The 15,235-nt window shown below is 39.1% G+C and carries 16 protein-coding genes; 7 read left to right on the plus strand and 9 right to left on the minus strand.

All coding sequences use genetic code 11. The features are described from left to right. Position 1: 1 nt before the first annotated feature. From CIL03_RS16605 to CIL03_RS16615, 3 genes are all read left to right on the plus strand, one after another. The gene (locus CIL03_RS16605; protein WP_094887010.1) at positions 2–793 is read left to right on the plus strand and encodes a hypothetical protein; all 792 of its coding nucleotides are present in this window, start codon (positions 2–4) and stop codon (positions 791–793) included. 54 nt (positions 794–847) lie between these two features. Continuing rightward, positions 848–1,042, plus strand: a complete 195-nt coding sequence (locus tag CIL03_RS16610) for a hypothetical protein (RefSeq protein ID WP_094887011.1) — start codon at positions 848–850, stop codon at positions 1,040–1,042. Positions 1,043–1,234: 192 nt separating this feature from the next. Then, entirely contained in the window at positions 1,235–2,404 is a 1,170-nt protein-coding gene (locus CIL03_RS16615; RefSeq protein WP_094887012.1) for a pyridoxal phosphate-dependent aminotransferase, read from the plus strand. Positions 2,405–2,717: 313 nt separating this feature from the next. On the opposite strand, the gene CIL03_RS16620 is transcribed toward CIL03_RS16615, so the two are convergent. The 9 genes from CIL03_RS16620 to CIL03_RS16660 all read right to left on the minus strand — a co-directional run bounded on the left by CIL03_RS16620 (position 2,718) and on the right by CIL03_RS16660 (position 11,752). Next, complete coding sequence (locus CIL03_RS16620; RefSeq protein WP_094887013.1) at positions 2,718–3,440, minus strand: EcsC family protein; 723 nt, start codon at positions 3,438–3,440, stop codon at positions 2,718–2,720. A gap of 99 nt (positions 3,441–3,539) precedes the next feature. Next, complete coding sequence (locus tag CIL03_RS16625; protein WP_094887014.1) at positions 3,540–3,992, minus strand: nucleoside deaminase; 453 nt, start codon at positions 3,990–3,992, stop codon at positions 3,540–3,542. Positions 3,993–4,091: 99 nt separating this feature from the next. Beyond that, positions 4,092–4,694, minus strand: a complete 603-nt coding sequence (locus tag CIL03_RS16630) for a DedA family protein (RefSeq protein ID WP_094887015.1) — start codon at positions 4,692–4,694, stop codon at positions 4,092–4,094. 163 nt (positions 4,695–4,857) lie between these two features. Further along, positions 4,858–5,685, minus strand: a complete 828-nt coding sequence (locus CIL03_RS16635; RefSeq protein ID WP_094887016.1) for a nucleotidyltransferase domain-containing protein — start codon at positions 5,683–5,685, stop codon at positions 4,858–4,860. A gap of 17 nt (positions 5,686–5,702) precedes the next feature. Beyond that, positions 5,703–7,436, minus strand: a complete 1,734-nt coding sequence (locus CIL03_RS16640; protein ID WP_094887017.1) for an ABC transporter ATP-binding protein — start codon at positions 7,434–7,436, stop codon at positions 5,703–5,705. A 173-nt stretch (positions 7,437–7,609) separates the two neighbouring features. Further along, a complete protein-coding gene (locus CIL03_RS16645; protein ID WP_094887018.1) occupies positions 7,610–8,224 on the minus strand; it encodes a DedA family protein in 615 nt (204 codons plus the stop codon). A 161-nt stretch (positions 8,225–8,385) separates the two neighbouring features. Next, a complete protein-coding gene (locus CIL03_RS16650; RefSeq protein ID WP_133087839.1) occupies positions 8,386–9,174 on the minus strand; it encodes an FG-GAP repeat domain-containing protein in 789 nt (262 codons plus the stop codon). Between the two features lie 59 nt (positions 9,175–9,233). Beyond that, on the minus strand, positions 9,234–10,847 hold the full coding sequence (locus CIL03_RS16655) for an ABC transporter permease (RefSeq protein ID WP_094887020.1): 1,614 nt from the start codon (positions 10,845–10,847) through the stop codon (positions 9,234–9,236). Then, the gene (locus CIL03_RS16660; protein ID WP_094887021.1) at positions 10,847–11,752 is read right to left on the minus strand and encodes an ABC transporter ATP-binding protein; all 906 of its coding nucleotides are present in this window, start codon (positions 11,750–11,752) and stop codon (positions 10,847–10,849) included. The genes CIL03_RS16655 and CIL03_RS16660 overlap by 1 nt, the downstream gene beginning before the upstream one ends. Positions 11,753–11,914: 162 nt before the next feature. On the opposite strand from CIL03_RS16660, the gene CIL03_RS16665 reads away from it, so the two are divergent. The 4 genes from CIL03_RS16665 to CIL03_RS16680 all read left to right on the plus strand — a co-directional run bounded on the left by CIL03_RS16665 (position 11,915) and on the right by CIL03_RS16680 (position 15,088). Beyond that, positions 11,915–12,505, plus strand: coding sequence for a TetR/AcrR family transcriptional regulator (locus CIL03_RS16665; protein ID WP_094887022.1), 591 nt, complete (start codon positions 11,915–11,917; stop codon positions 12,503–12,505). Between the two features lie 155 nt (positions 12,506–12,660). Next, the gene (locus CIL03_RS16670; protein WP_094887023.1) at positions 12,661–13,416 is read left to right on the plus strand and encodes a GTP cyclohydrolase II; all 756 of its coding nucleotides are present in this window, start codon (positions 12,661–12,663) and stop codon (positions 13,414–13,416) included. Beyond that, positions 13,409–14,506: a bifunctional diaminohydroxyphosphoribosylaminopyrimidine deaminase/5-amino-6-(5-phosphoribosylamino)uracil reductase RibD gene (gene ribD / locus CIL03_RS16675; RefSeq protein WP_094887024.1), complete on the plus strand. Its 1,098-nt coding sequence runs from the start codon at positions 13,409–13,411 to the stop codon at positions 14,504–14,506. The genes CIL03_RS16670 and ribD overlap by 8 nt, the downstream gene beginning before the upstream one ends. Before the next feature lie 18 nt (positions 14,507–14,524). Further along, positions 14,525–15,088 (plus strand): 5' nucleotidase, NT5C type, encoded by a 564-nt coding sequence (locus CIL03_RS16680; RefSeq protein ID WP_094887025.1) that lies wholly within the window; start codon positions 14,525–14,527, stop codon positions 15,086–15,088. Positions 15,089–15,235: the final 147 nt, after the last annotated feature.

Here is a 15,235-nt window from a genome sequence, read left to right on the forward strand (position 1 = left end):
TATGAAACAAAAATCCATTTTCCCTAAAGTTGCTTTCGATATGTTTTCCGTACAATTCATCTGGTCTCTTTGGTTTATCAGTTTTATTCTCCTTGCACATATTGTAATGATTGTTGTTTCCATAAATTCAGACAGTGTTTTAGGAGAGTTTTTATTCTTTTCCCATAGCTCTTCCAAAGTATATATGCTTGTTATCGGGATTATCTCCTCTTATGCCTTTCTGACTTTCTATGTTAATCATGGAGTGACCAGAAAAGATTACTTTATTGGGGCAGCACTGGCTGCGGTGGGAATTGCAGCAGCAATTGCTATTATCGCAGCCGTATTAACTGGTTTGGAATATGCAGTCTTGGAAATAACAAATTTACCTGTTACAATTAACAACTCTCTGGCAGACAATAGCATCGAAAGTTCGGATAATAGCATCAGTATTTTTGTTCCAAAGGCAATTTTAAGTTCATCCATATTGGTTCATAGCAGCAGCTGGTTATTATCACTGCTTATGTACACCTTGAATATACTAACCCTTTACGTTATTGGTTGGCTGATTGGTTCAGGATATTATCGATTCGGATGGGTTATCGGCTTTGGATTTATTGCAATCTCACTAGTCTCAATTATTATTGCCGACTTACTATGGGGAACTGAATTAGGAGAACCATTATCAAACTGGCTGCCTTTTTCCTCAATCAGTTTGCCAGTATCTGTCTCTGCAGCAGGATCTATTATCTTAATTGGGGTAATACTATGGGGCATCCGCCTGCTAACAAAGCGAATAACAATTAAAATGTAAGTTTAAAATATTGAATACAATAATTTTATCACCGTACTCACACAGGAGAACAGGATGAATTTTTTAAAGATCGTTTTTGATTGGATGACAGTAATTGGACTGGTGTTATTGCTGGGAAGAATTGTTACTGCGGTATTTCATTTTCTGGATATACCCTTTATCACCTTATTTAAGGATTACAGCACCATTTCGTTTATTATCTTAATAGTTGGTGTAATTGGCCAGCAAGTTATTAAGGATAAAAAGTAAGGATCTATTATAACTACTGAAAATAACCAAGCTCTTTCCAATTGGAATGACGCTTGGTTACTTTCTGAATCCGTAATATCCTTCCAAGGTCACGAATTTCCATTCAAACAAGGGAATAGCTATCACTTTCTAAAATTCCTAAAAGATTATAAGATTTATGTAATTAGTTTAAAATTCTAGGGGGTTGAGACATTGAAATTTTCAGATCGATTAAATAATTTACCACCACAATTCTTTGCTAAACTGGCACAGAATGTAACTGCAGCGGTTGCAGAGGGAAGAGATATTATTAATCTTGGGCAGGGAAACCCTGATCAGCCAACACCTCCCCATATTGTCAAAGCAGTACAGGAGGCCGCTGAAAAACCTGAAATGCATAAATATTCTCCTTTTCGGGGAACTCCTGAGTTCAGGCAAGCTGCCAGTGATTTTTATAAACGGCAATATGATGTAGAGATTGACCCTGATACAGAAGTAGCTATTCTTTTTGGGGCAAAGGCTGGACTTGTTGAATTGCCCCTTGCCTTGATGAATGAAGGTGAATTAATGCTTCTTCCTGACCCAGGCTATCCCGACTATTTATCTGGTGCAGGTTTGGCAAACGTAAAATATGAAATAATGCCGTTGCTTGCTGAAAATAACTTTCTCCCAGATTATAGGAAACTAACAGAAGAACAAAAACAGCTTGCTAAATTGATGTATTTAAATTACCCAAATAACCCTACCGGTGCAACAGCCTCATTGAGTTTTTTTGAAGAAACAATACAACTTGCGAAGAAATCCGGTATAAAAATCGTTCATGATTTTGCATATGGGGCAATTGGGTTTGATGGGAAAAAACCGGTAAGCTACATGCAGGCTGAAGGTGCAAAGGAAAATGGCATTGAACTTTACACAATGTCCAAGACATATAATATGGCCGGATGGCGAGTTGGATTTGCTGTTGGGAATAAACAAATGATCGAAGCAATCAACCTTATACAGGACCACCTTTATGTAGGTTTATTTCCAGCTGTGCAGCATGCGGCTGCTGTGGCACTGACCGCTGACCAGACATGTGTGGACGATCTCGTGAAACTTTATGAACAGCGCCGTAATGTTTTAATGGCTGAATGTAAGCGGATTGGATGGGACGTTACAGCTCAAAGCGGATCATTTTTCGCATGGTTGCCAGTTCCTGCGGGCTTTACAAGCGAAGAATTTACTGAATTTCTCCTGGAAAAAGCGGATGTTGCAGTTGCAGCAGGAAATGGCTTTGGAGAATACGGAGAAGGTTATATTCGGGTTGGTCTTTTAATGGATGAAGAACGGATTAAAGAGGCTATTTCGCGGATAGAACAGCTTGGGGTTTTTTTGAAATAATATAGTAAAATGTAGTAAAATGCCATATGCGATAATAGCATATGGCATTTTTCATTTTGTAGCTTATTGGTTTTTTGATGTATGTTTGTTCGATTGAATTACAGTTACAATGCTATGTGACGTTTCATGCCTTATGTTTGCTTGAGATGGCTCATAGGACTTGGCTATGTGACGTTTGATGCCGTATATTTGCTGAAAACAGCTCATAGTACCTGGCTATGTGACGTTCAATGCCTTATGTTTACTTGAAACGGCTTATATAGCACTGATATATCCTCTTAAGGTAGGCAGCTTATAAAACAGTTATCTTTACTTAATAATCCTTAGGCTGAACCGTCAAAAAACGCATCCGGTAGACATTCATCGCCGTCTCTCCAAGCGTATCCATAAGATTATGGTTTGCATATGCTCCAATAATTGCACCAAATCCTGGGACCAATTGCAGCATTTTTATCAAGTCAATATAATCACGGTACTCCTGCTGAAACACGCGCCAATCCATATCTGCCAGTTTCCCTTTTTCTTCTTCCCAATTCTCTATAATATAAAATGTTTCCTTTCGTTTTTCATCACTGGAAAAAGCCAACTGGAAAATATGCAGAAGGAACAGCCTTTCTTCATATTCACTTGTATCATATCCATAAACTGCTGCAGCTTCGAACAGAAACTTCATTTTAATGGATAATAGAAGCGGGAAATCAGCAAGCCCAAGGAAAATCCCTCCTGCGCCTGTTCCAGCTCCTTCAATTACAGCTGTTTTGCGATAGGTAGTTAATTTCTCTTTAAGCAGTTCATCCCTGGCAGACAAGCCTGCTTTAACTGGCTGTAATTTCTTAGTCGTAATGGTTGAGCCAACCAATGTAGCCTTAACCATATTCTTGATACTATCTGTGATGATTTTATGAGCTCTTTCTGGTATCATTCCATTTATTTTTGTTTGTGCTTTTTTAGATAACTGATTAAATAGGCCGGATTTTTTCAAAACCTTATTTCGCCAATCATGCAGCTCTTCGTATACTTTTGTCTCATATTTCATATTCAAACCATCCTCTTATCTTTCTATACTTAATTATACGTTTCACTTAGAAAAAAGATTCAGTAATGGCTTGATATGATCTTAATGCCGCTGGGCTTTCTATCTTCTTTCCTTCCAAAGCTTCATCGGATCTTCCTGATTCTTCTCTAAGGACATTTGCACCATCGGGAGCATACGCTCTTCGCTTGTTTTTTGTAAATCAGCATAAATATCCTTTGATTTGCCTAGTCCAGCTTCTACCGCATCCTCAACTGATGCGCAGTAATAGATTTTTTCAATACCAGCAAAATACATCGATGTTAAGCACATTGGACAAGGTTCCCCGCTTGCGTACATGGTATACCCTGATAAATCATTCGTTTGCAGTTTCTCCTGGGCACGGCGAATAGCCAATAGTTCAGCATGACCGCTTACATCATATTTATTATGAAGCTCATTCACACCTTCAGTTATAATATGATTATCTTTCACAAGCACCGCTCCAAACGGCTGCCCGCCTTCACGTACATTTTCAGCTGCCAGTTCTACCGCACGCTCCATGAATTTATCCACTATATATCCTCCTCTATAATTCTGCTTACTGCTATTCTAAGATATTCATACCTCCCCGACAAACAAAACAGCGAATTACCCGCAACGCAAATATGATGCCTAAGGTGATTCGCCTGATTTAGTTTCTTCCTTAGCAGCCCTATATTTCCTCACAATATAAAAAAGTCCAATAAGTATCACAATAAAGGCAGCAGCATAGCCATAAATGCTTTGCTCTCTAAAGAATTGCTTTATCGCTTCGTAACTTCCATTAAAATAATCTCCCAGGAACATCATGCCATATGACCATGGATAGATACCTATTAAGGTCAGCAAAAAATATTTAAATGGATTCACTTTGCTTAGACCAGCTACGTAAGAAATATAATTTCCAATACCGAACGGCCGTGATATTGCAATGCTCCAGATTCCATACCGTTTAAAATATGCCTGTCCTTTTACCAATCCTTTATTTATTCTTTTAGGAAGATGTCCCTGCAGTTTCGCTGCTAAAAAGAATGGGATAAGGCTGGCAATACTGTAAAAAACACTCATGCCTACTGCAATTACAGCAATCTCCAGATAACCAGGTGAAAGGATATAACCAAATGAAAGTACGACAAATACACCAGGAAAGGGCAAGGATGACCCTTCTAAAAACATTGCCGCAAATAATCCGGTCAGTCCGATAGAATTAAGCCATTCCAAAATTTGCTGAATCAACAGATGTTCACTTCTTTCCGGCTTTCATTCTGCTCTAATTTTTGAATCTATAAAGCCAGTTTTCACAAGTTATTTTCTCACATCAGAGTCTTTCTATACGACATCATTATTTAACCCAATAGAAAATCACCCTGCCTTATAATGGAAAGCAGGATGATATAATCTACACTAATCTTTCTATATCCGAAACTAGCTCTTTCAGTAAATTTACACCCTTTCTTGTATCATCCTCATCTGCCGAAATCAATGAAACGATTTCATCTATCCTATCCTTATATTCAGCGGGCTTAACTTCGAACCGATCCACCACCGCCACAGCTTTCTTCTCATTGATGCAATATTCCTCATTTAGAGCAAACAGTACCTGATTTAAACAGGAAATTGAACGAAAGACGTGGCCCGAAACGTAATAAGCATCATTTTTATCCACATTATCATCTGCGAATATATTCGAAAAAGATGCCTCAAACATAAAGTACTCAACAATAGCCTTTTTCAAAGTGTTTGGATATGGCATTGCCTTTTCTTTTAATACAGAGAGCTTATTCATTGGATCAGTCAATATCTTACTAATTGCAATTTCACCCATGTACATCACATTCAAGAATGCATGTGGATGACCAGTATGATAATGTGAAGATACATGACCTCGCAGACCATCTTCAATTACCTGCTCGACTCGATGTACATCACGAAAAATAAGGTCTACATGATAACCTTCAACAATCAGCCAGCCGCCTCCATTGATCCATGGTCCCCATTCTCCTAATGAAGAAACTAAATTGTCCCGATGCTCATCATCCAGCTTTAAAGCTGCCTCACCTACTGCACTTACATCAAAATCTTCTACATCATAATAGATACCTATATCAATATCAGAATCAGGCCTGTTTGTGCCTCTTGCCCTTGACCCGCCTAATACAACACCAACAATACCAGGTAAATCCACAAGCGCTCGACTAACATCATTAATCACTTTTCCTACCGACATAAAACCACCTCTTCACACTAAGTCAGCTGCTGCTCAGCAAATTCACGATACAAAACATGGGTTTCCGTCAATTCTTTATGCGTTCCGCTTCCAGTAATTTGTCCCTTTTCAATAAATATAATTTTATCTGCGTCAACAATTGTTGATAACCTGTGGGCAATTACAAAAGTAGTGCGTCCTTCCATTAATCTTGTCAGTGCCTCCTGAACGGCATGCTCGGATTGACTGTCCAGGCTCGCCGTTGCTTCATCCAGCATTAATATTTTAGGATCTCTCAAAAATGCCCGTGCGATATTAATCCGCTGTCTTTGTCCACCTGAGAGCTTAACTCCCCGCTCTCCAACCTTTGTATCAAGCCCTTCTGGAAATGCTTTAATAAATTGATTTGCATATGCCATTTCAGCAACTTCCCATAACCTGCTTTCCGGTACAGTTTCAGCATCTTTTAACCCGTATGTCAGGTTTTCGCGGATTGTTCCAGCCATCATTGCACTTTCCTGGGAAACATAGCCAATTTGCCTGCGCCAGGAATTTAATGATAATTCATTGATTAACGTATCTCCGATTCGGATTTCCCCTTCGGTTGGTTCGTAATACCTTTCAATCAGCCCGAATAATGTGGTTTTCCCACCACCGCTTGGGCCGGCAAATGCAATCTTTTCTCCTGGGCGTGCATCAAATGAAACATTTTCAATAACGAGCTCATCCTCATAAGAAAATGAAACATTGGAAACATGCATCGGCTGATTGGAAATATCCATTTCCATACCAACTTGACCTGTTTCTTCTTCCACTTCCAATATCTCAATAATTCTTTCGGTTGCGCCTTTTCCTTTTTGAAGTTCAGTAAAAAACATTGCAAATGACGTAACCGGAAAGATGATTTGGAACAAGTACAGCAGAAATGCAACAAGTGAACCTGTTGACATGGAACCCTCGGCAACGCGGATTCCCCCATAACCAATGATAACAACAATGACAACCATCATAACGGTCTGCATAAATGGACCAATTAATGCAAAGATTTTGGCCTCTTTTAATCCGTAGTCATACATTTTCTTAATACCGTTCAATCCTTTAGCCTCTTCAACTTGTTCAGCAGTTGAAGATTTCATTAGACGCACTTCTCCCAATGTTTGTTGTATCTCTCCTGTAAATGTTGCCGTTTCGTCCTGCAGCCCTTTTGAAACCTTTGCCATTCTGCGTCCAAGCGGCATCATAATTGCGAAGGTAACCGGTATCGCAATTAACATTAGCAATGTCATTTTCCAGTCCATAATAAGTAAAATAACAAGTGACCCAATAATTGTTATCAATCCAGTAATAAACTGCGGAAAATGCTGTGAAATTAAATTTTTTACAATTCCTGTATCATTCACAACTCGACTCACTGATTCCCCGCTTGCATGTTTATCAAAAAAGCTAACCGGCAAACGGATCAGCTTGAACCACATAATTTCCCGGAGTCTCGCAACAATTTTCTGCCCTACTGCAGCTAGCAGATATGTTGAAATCCCATCTACAACTGCTTGTAAAATAAACACCACAAAAATTATAATGATTAGTGTGGTGCTTAATGTCTCTATTGAAAATCCATCTACCAATTCTTTTGTCAGCAGTGGGATGGCCAGACCAACAAGCATGGTAATAACACTGCCTATTAATCCAAATACCAATGTCATTTTCGGGATATTTGTAGACAAAACCAACGAAATAAATGGTTTTAATCCTTGTTTCTGCTGTTTTTCCATCGTATTCTCCTGTCATATCAAATATAAAGAGAGGGACCCAAGAACTGTCTTCCTCTCGTCACTATTTTTCACTGTATCACACTCTCAAATATTCACCAGCATGAGATATCTTGACCTATTTTTGAAGATTTAAATATTGATTTGAAAATGAAGGCTGTTGATAGCCCTCTTCGTTATTTATTCTTTATGATCCTCTTTCTCACATATAAAACAACAAATACAATTGCCAGCAGTCCCAGCATTGCATATACCACATTTGAATAAATATCCATATAACCTACAATCGTTTCCCATGAATCACCCAGCGCAGCACCGATGCTTACCAATACCACATTCCAGATCAAGGTTCCAAGTGTCGTCAGCAATAAAAAAGTGACAAAGTTCATACCTGACATTCCTGCTGGCAATGAGATCAGGCTTCTGATTAACGGAATGAAGCGACAGAAAAATACTGTCCAGACACCGTATTTATCAAACCACTCATCTGCTTTATGGATATCTTTTTTCTTCAATCTTAAAATAAGGCCATACTTCTCTACGATCCTCTCCAGCCTGCTGACATCCAGTAGCATCCCAATTCCATAAAGTATGATCGCACCGAATACTGACCCTTTTGTCGATACCGCTACAACTCCCAGTACCCCCATTTCAGTTTGGGTTGTCATAAATCCCCCAAAAGTCAGAATGACCTCAGAAGGAATGGGTGGAAATAGATTTTCCAATGTTATTAACAGAAAAATCCCGAAATAACCAAACTCCTCCATAAATTGCATAATCCATTCTTCCATAAATACTCTCCCTGCTTATTAAAATTACTATCTATATATATGACAGGAATTTTCAGTATTTCCTAATGATATCATATTGATTATCTATTAAATATCACAAAAAAGGCAATTCTTAATCAAACGTTTGATTAAGAATTGCCTTTTGTCTAAACTACAGTATTTTATTTCTCCAGTTTCTCCTTCAATTCCAGAAGCCGCCGATTACCTGGATCCATTTCCAGGCCCTTTTCTATCGATAAACCCGCTTCCTGCAGCAGATTAGCCTTAACCTGTGCATCCGCAAGTGCATACCAATAATACCATGCATTCATTTTAGCTATTTTTTCTTCATAAAATGCTTTTATTTTTGGATAATACATCGAATATATTTTATCATCCTGAGCAAATTTATTTCCATCCCATTCCAATACCTCGACTGTGTAGGCATCACAGCAAAATTGCTGCCAAACTGATAAATAAGTTTGCTTCCTCTGTGTGATCGTTTCTAATTTGTGATAAGGGATAGAATCATTTAATTTATGCAACGTACTGTTCTGCCACTGGAAAATTTCTAACTCATTGCCAGCAGAAGCTCCAATCATCCAGCCTAGCAGATATTCCTTCACTCCATCACCATCGATGTCTGTCAGACCCGAATAATGTATATCAAATCCTTCTCCAGCTGCTTCCCAAACCTTTTTCCATTGACCACTTTCCATTTTCAAGACCATTGCCTTTAATTGGTCAGTCCCGTTTTTCTCATTAAAAGTAACAACCAATTCATCCTGACCATCCTTATCAAAATCGTATCGCAGAATTGCCTTTGTATCAGCCGGTTCCTCCGCTTTCACTAATTCAGAATTTGCCGGCAGAAACTCCTCTGCAATTCCAGCAGGATCCTTTGGCTTCTCAGCAGCATGTACAGTTGAGCAGATGAATGCAGTTAACAGAATAATAATTAAGCGAATCATTTCCAAGATACACTCCTTTGAAATTTGATTGCTTGTATTATTCACTTAAAACTGCACCATCATCCCTTGATATCTCTTCTGTTATAGCCAAGAAAACCAGCAGCAGCCAGTACCACTGCAATAATAGTAAGTACAATGATTTTCATGAAATCCATATCCTCAACAGGAACTTGCGGGATGTGTTCATATACGGAAAGATTATTCACCCATTCCGGGAATTCCAGTAAACCGCTGAGATAGATAACGACAAAGCCATAAATTAAATAAAACCAGACTATCCCAGCTGCTTTCGGAATAATCCCCAAAGTAAACACAGCGAGTCCGATCACAATCCACATTGCAGGCAGGTACACAAGAGCTGATTTGAATGTTGAACCGAGTGATAACGCATCATCCATCACAGCAGCCGCCGCGGACCACAACCCAACCGCTGTAAGTAACTGCATAATAATGCTAACCGCAATCGCCAATAGAAAATATCCGCCCAGCATGCGGTTGCGCGACAAGGAGCGACTGTATAAATACTCTGTACGATTTTTATTTTCTTCCCCTTTTAGTTTTAATATCGTCATAACTGCAGGCACTGTACCAATCAAAGCCATTATCGCCATCAGCAAGACGATAAACTGTTCCGTCATCGTATAGCCTTCTTCTTCTGTTAAAAAGGCCTGCATAAATTCAATATCTGCAAAATAGGTTTCCAGGTCACCCAAAATCGAACCAAACGAGGCACCTAATGCAAACAGACCGATTCCCCATGAAATTATATTGGTGCGCTGCAATCGCAATGTAAGACCAATTGGAGTTTGCAAAAGGGATGAAGCTTGCCTTCTTCCTCCTCGAGCTGGTATAAAGCCGGAACCCAAATCACGGATAGAGTTTAAATAAAAACCTATGATATTTATTACAATGCTTAAAGCAAAAGACAGAATGACTGGCCACCAATCGTTTCCGGCAAATACATCTGTCCTGACTGTCCATCCTAAAGGTGAAATAAGCGAAAGTGCCTCATTACTCACATCGCCGACTGCACGAACAAGATATGCCACAATTAAAACAGCAAATGAAAGCATCGTGGCTCCTCTTGAAGTTTCAGCAAGCTGTGCAAAGACTGCCGTAAATCCACCAAAAACTAAGCCTGTCGCACCTAAGACTGCACCATATAAAATAGCGCTTTCAAGATTAATTCCTTCTATCCCCAGCACAGATAACCCCAATCCTATAAAGAGGGCTAAAACTGCATTCACTGCTGTTAATATGATCATTGCTGCACTTACATAAGACAAGCGGCCAGCAGGAAGTGCGCGAACCATTTCAGTACGGCCATCCTCCTCATCTGCCCGTGTACTTCTTCCTACAAGCAAAATACTCATAATTGCAACTGCAATGGCAGAAAATAATAGCATTTCGTGAGTAAATAATGTTCCGATTGAACCTAGATAATCCTGCTCTTCATACCCGGGACCAAGCATCGCAATCATAGCGGGATTATCCATTGTCAGAGCAAATGCTTGTTTAGATTTCTCATCTGTATACATATCCGGATAGGCTGATGCAACAGCTAGAGTTATAATAATCAATCCAAGCAGCCAAATCAGAATTTTGAAGCGCTGCTGCCTGAGAAGCAACTTTGTAATTTCACCTGTTCCTTTGAATAAATGGGTGGGTGTCATCAGGATACGCCTCCTGAAACTTCATCCTTACTTTCATAATGCCTCATAAATAAATCTTCCAGTGTCGGCGGTGCGCTTTCCAATTTCACAATGCCAAATTTGCTTACATGTTTGATAACAGCATCCAGTTCCTCTGTATCCACCTGGAATGAAAGCCCCTGGTCTTTTTCCTCAATGTCATGCACACCTTTTAATTCATTCAGTGAAGTAATCGGTTGTTTTGTCTCAACAAGCAGATTTGTTCGTGTCAAATGACGCAGTTCATTCAATGTGCCTGTCTCTATAATTTCACCCTGGCGAATAATACCTACCCTGTCACATAGCTTTTCTACTTCTGATAAAATATGACTCGAAAGCAGTACACTTTTCCCTTCACTTTTTGCATCCATTACACATTCTTGAAAAACCTGTTCCATCAATGGATCAAGTCCGGAAGTTGGTTCATCTAAAATATACAGATCTGCATCGGAAGAAAATGCCGCAACCAACGCAACCTTTTGCCTGTTCCCTTTTGAGTAGGTTCGGCATTTTTTGGTTGGATCCAAATTGAATTTATTAATTAATTCTTCCCGTCTGCTTTTATTATTTCCACCACGGAGTTTTACAAATAAATCAATAACTTCTCCACCTGTTAAGTTTGGCCATAGATTGACATCTCCCGGAACGTATGCAATTCGTTTATGAATTTCAACAGCATCACTCCATGCATCCTTACCGAAGATTTTTGCGCCACCCTCTGTGGCCTTTAAAATTCCGAGGAGCACACGAATCGTTGTTGACTTTCCTGCACCGTTTGGACCGATGAAGCCATAAACTTCTCCTTCATTTACTTCGATATTCACACCATTTAATGCAGTAAACTTTCCAAATCTTTTCGTCAGATTCCTTACTTCTAATACAGACATATTTCATTTTCCTCCCTATATGAGGCTTCCCTCTAAAATTATGAAATATTTTATCCTATATAGTTCATAATATATAAAAGCAGTCTTCTTTGCAATAGTTTATGAACTATTTATATTGTTTTATTTCAAAACTTTTATTAAACTATAACTGAGGTGAAAGCTATGAACGGGTTTGAACGCCGGAAGGAACAAAAGAAGAAAAGCATACTGGAAGCAGCATTGGCTTTATTTATGGAATTTGGTGTACAAAAGGTTTCTGTGGCTGAAATTGCTGAGAAGGCCTCTGTTTCTCAGGTTACGATATATAATTATTTTGAAAGCAAAGATAAATTATCCGATAAAGTTTTAAAATATTATGTAGATCAGGTATGGGCGGAACAGGAAGCAATACTCATCAGTGATCTTCCGTTCGATGAAAAAATAAAGCAAATCACTTTTGAGAAAAGCCATCTCACTGATCAAATGAGCGATAATTTTTTTCAAGACTTTATGAAGGATTATACTACAGGGAAAGGCTATGTAGAGGAATTATATACAACTAAGGCACTGCCACTCATGGTTAACCTCTTCAATGAAGGAAGAGAACAAGGATTTATAGATCCAGATATTTCGAATGAAGCAATTTTATTCTATATGCAGATGTTCAAAGAATATATGCAGCGCGAAGATGTAGCCCAATATATGCTTCCAATAACTGAAGACCTTACAAAGATATTCTTTTATGGAATCGTTGGAAGAGAAAAAAATGACTAATTTCAGCCACTCCTTTTACTCCCAAACGGGTTAACAACAAGAAACATACAATAACAAAACCACCATTTTGGCGGAGTTTATAATCCCGAGAAAGATAAATTGATGATATGGGAATTATTAATTATACTAAGGTGTAAGTGAAAGGAGATTGCAGTATGGGACAAATGAAACTTGAATCGAAAGTTTTTTCGGTTTTAAAAGATAAAATACAATTAATACATTCTAAAGAGGGCGCAATCTATTTAGTTGGACCCATCCAGCTTCCCGTTAATCTATATGGAGAAACTGTTGTTTTTAAATGGTACTGCTGGTTAAATTATGACGAGGTAACAGAGGATTATGAAAGAATTATTGACAATTTAGCTTCATCAAATCTTGCTGAATATCAGCAATCCAGTGTCCTTGTATACGGAGATTTTGAAAATGACGATGATGCATTGATCAGAATGCATTCCATCTGTCATACCGGTGATATTTTTGGAAGCAAGCGATGTGATTGCGGCTTCCAGCTGAAGGAATCGATGAAGAAAATAAAAGATCATGGGACAGGTGCATTATTTTATTTGGCTAACCATGAGGGACGAGGCATCGGCTTATTCAGTAAGGCAATGGCCTATGTTCTTCAGGAAAATGGGTATGACACGGTTGAAGCAAATGAAAGTCTGGGCTTTGACAATGATACCAGAAATTATGATGATGCCATTGCCGTTCTGAAAAATCTGCGCACCAAACCGGTAACTTTAATTACCAATAACCCCACAAAATTAGAGGCATTAAGAAATTCCGGAATGCTAGTGGCAGGCAGAACACCATTATGGGGCGATGTTTCCGAGTACAACAAAAAATATTTGGAGACAAAAATTACGAAATCCGGCCACATAGAAGCGGAAGGAACATGCCCAAATGACTAAGCCTGAATTTTATATGGACCTTGCTTTAAACAATGCCAAAGCAATGAAAGGCCAAACAGATCCTAATCCACTCGTAGGATCTGTTATTGTTAATGAGAGCCGAATTGTCGGGATCGGGACACATTTAAAGGCTGGCGAACCCCATGCAGAGATCCATGCGATTCGGATGGCTGGTGAAATGGCTAAAGGCGGCACGATTTACGTAACACTTGAGCCCTGCTCCCACCATGGCAGAACAGGACCCTGTGCGGAAGCAATTGTTCAGGCCGGAATTAAAAAAGTGGTAATTGCAGCACTGGATCCAAATCCGGTTGTATCAGGAAATGGAGTTAAAATACTGCAGGATGCGGGCATCGAAGTCATTACCGGAGTTCGTGAAGAAGAATCCAAACAGATGAATGAAGTATTTAATAAATTCATCGTTCAAAAGAAGCCATTCGTCACATTAAAATCAGGAATAACATTGGATGGCAAAGTTGCCACACACAAATTTAACAGCAAATGGATTACATCTGAAGAAGCAAGGCGAGACGTGCACCATCTCAGAAATGAAAACATGGCAATTCTAGTTGGTATCAACACAGCCATAAAGGATGATCCAGCATTAACTACACGAATTCCCAATGGCCGTAATCCAATCCGTGTTGTTTTGGATTCCACATTAAAAATACCATTGGATTATCAGCTGGTAACAGATAAGCAGGCAGAAACCTGGATATTTACAAGTAAAAATTGCGACAAGGTTAAGAAAAAGGCATTGGAAGACGTTGGAGTCAAGGTTTTTGCAACAAGCAGTAAGAAATCGGTTGATCCAAATGAAGTTGTGCAGATATTAGGTGATAAAGGAGTATCTTCTGTATTGATTGAAGGTGGAGGAAACGTGAATGCTTCTTTTTTGGAAAACAAATTGATCGATAAAGTGGTCCTTTATTTCGCACCAAAATTAATTGGCGGTCAAGATGCCCCCACTTTCCTTGAGGGAACAGGATTTGAAATGATGAAAGATGCCATTGAGCTAATAGACACGGACTTTGTCAGGGTTGGGAAAGATTTCAAATTTATTGGGTACCCAAATTATGACAAGTCATGACAGATTGAGGGGTGTAATATGAAGTTCGGTTTTGATATTGATGATACATTAATCAACCTGAGGGAGCATGCTTTCCAAATTTATAAGAAAAAGTTAAACCAAGATCCGCCGCTCGACGTTTTTCACGCATTGAACCGGGTAGAAATACACGAACCCTTTGGATTAACAGATACAGAGGGCAAAGACATGTGGGAAAGCTCCTTGGAAGAAATTTATTATACAAACTGCCCTGCTTTTCCTGGGGCGATTGAAACATTAATGGAATTGAATAGGAATGGGCATGAAATCTACTATATAACTGCCAGGCCAAAGGAACATGGTGAAAGAACGAAAAAGTGGATGAAAGTGCAAGGGTTTCCTGTGAGGGATGATCACTTTTTCTATGGCATGCAGGATAATGAGAAAATACATATCATTCGGAAATTAAAGCTTGATTACTATGTTGATGATAAACCTGCCGTGCTGAACACACTTACCGACGACTCGGTAAAGCTGATCATTAAGGATCAATCCTATAATCAGGACTTGGAAATGGATCGGGTTGTGGAGTGGGCGGAATTTAAGGAATTAATTAGCAAATAGGGGACGCGGGGACAGGTTCTTTGTCCCATTGGGATTAACATTATAAAGTTGTGTAAAGCCCCAGAAAAGTCGCGCAATACTCTCGTAAAGTTGCGCAACAGCTAAGGAAAATCGTGCGGTATCACTACTTTATTGGTATATCGCACG

The sequence above is a fragment of the Virgibacillus indicus genome, from assembly GCF_002266285.1.
In the GTDB taxonomy this organism is placed as follows: Bacteria; Bacillota; Bacilli; order Bacillales; family Amphibacillaceae; genus Virgibacillus_K; species Virgibacillus_K indicus.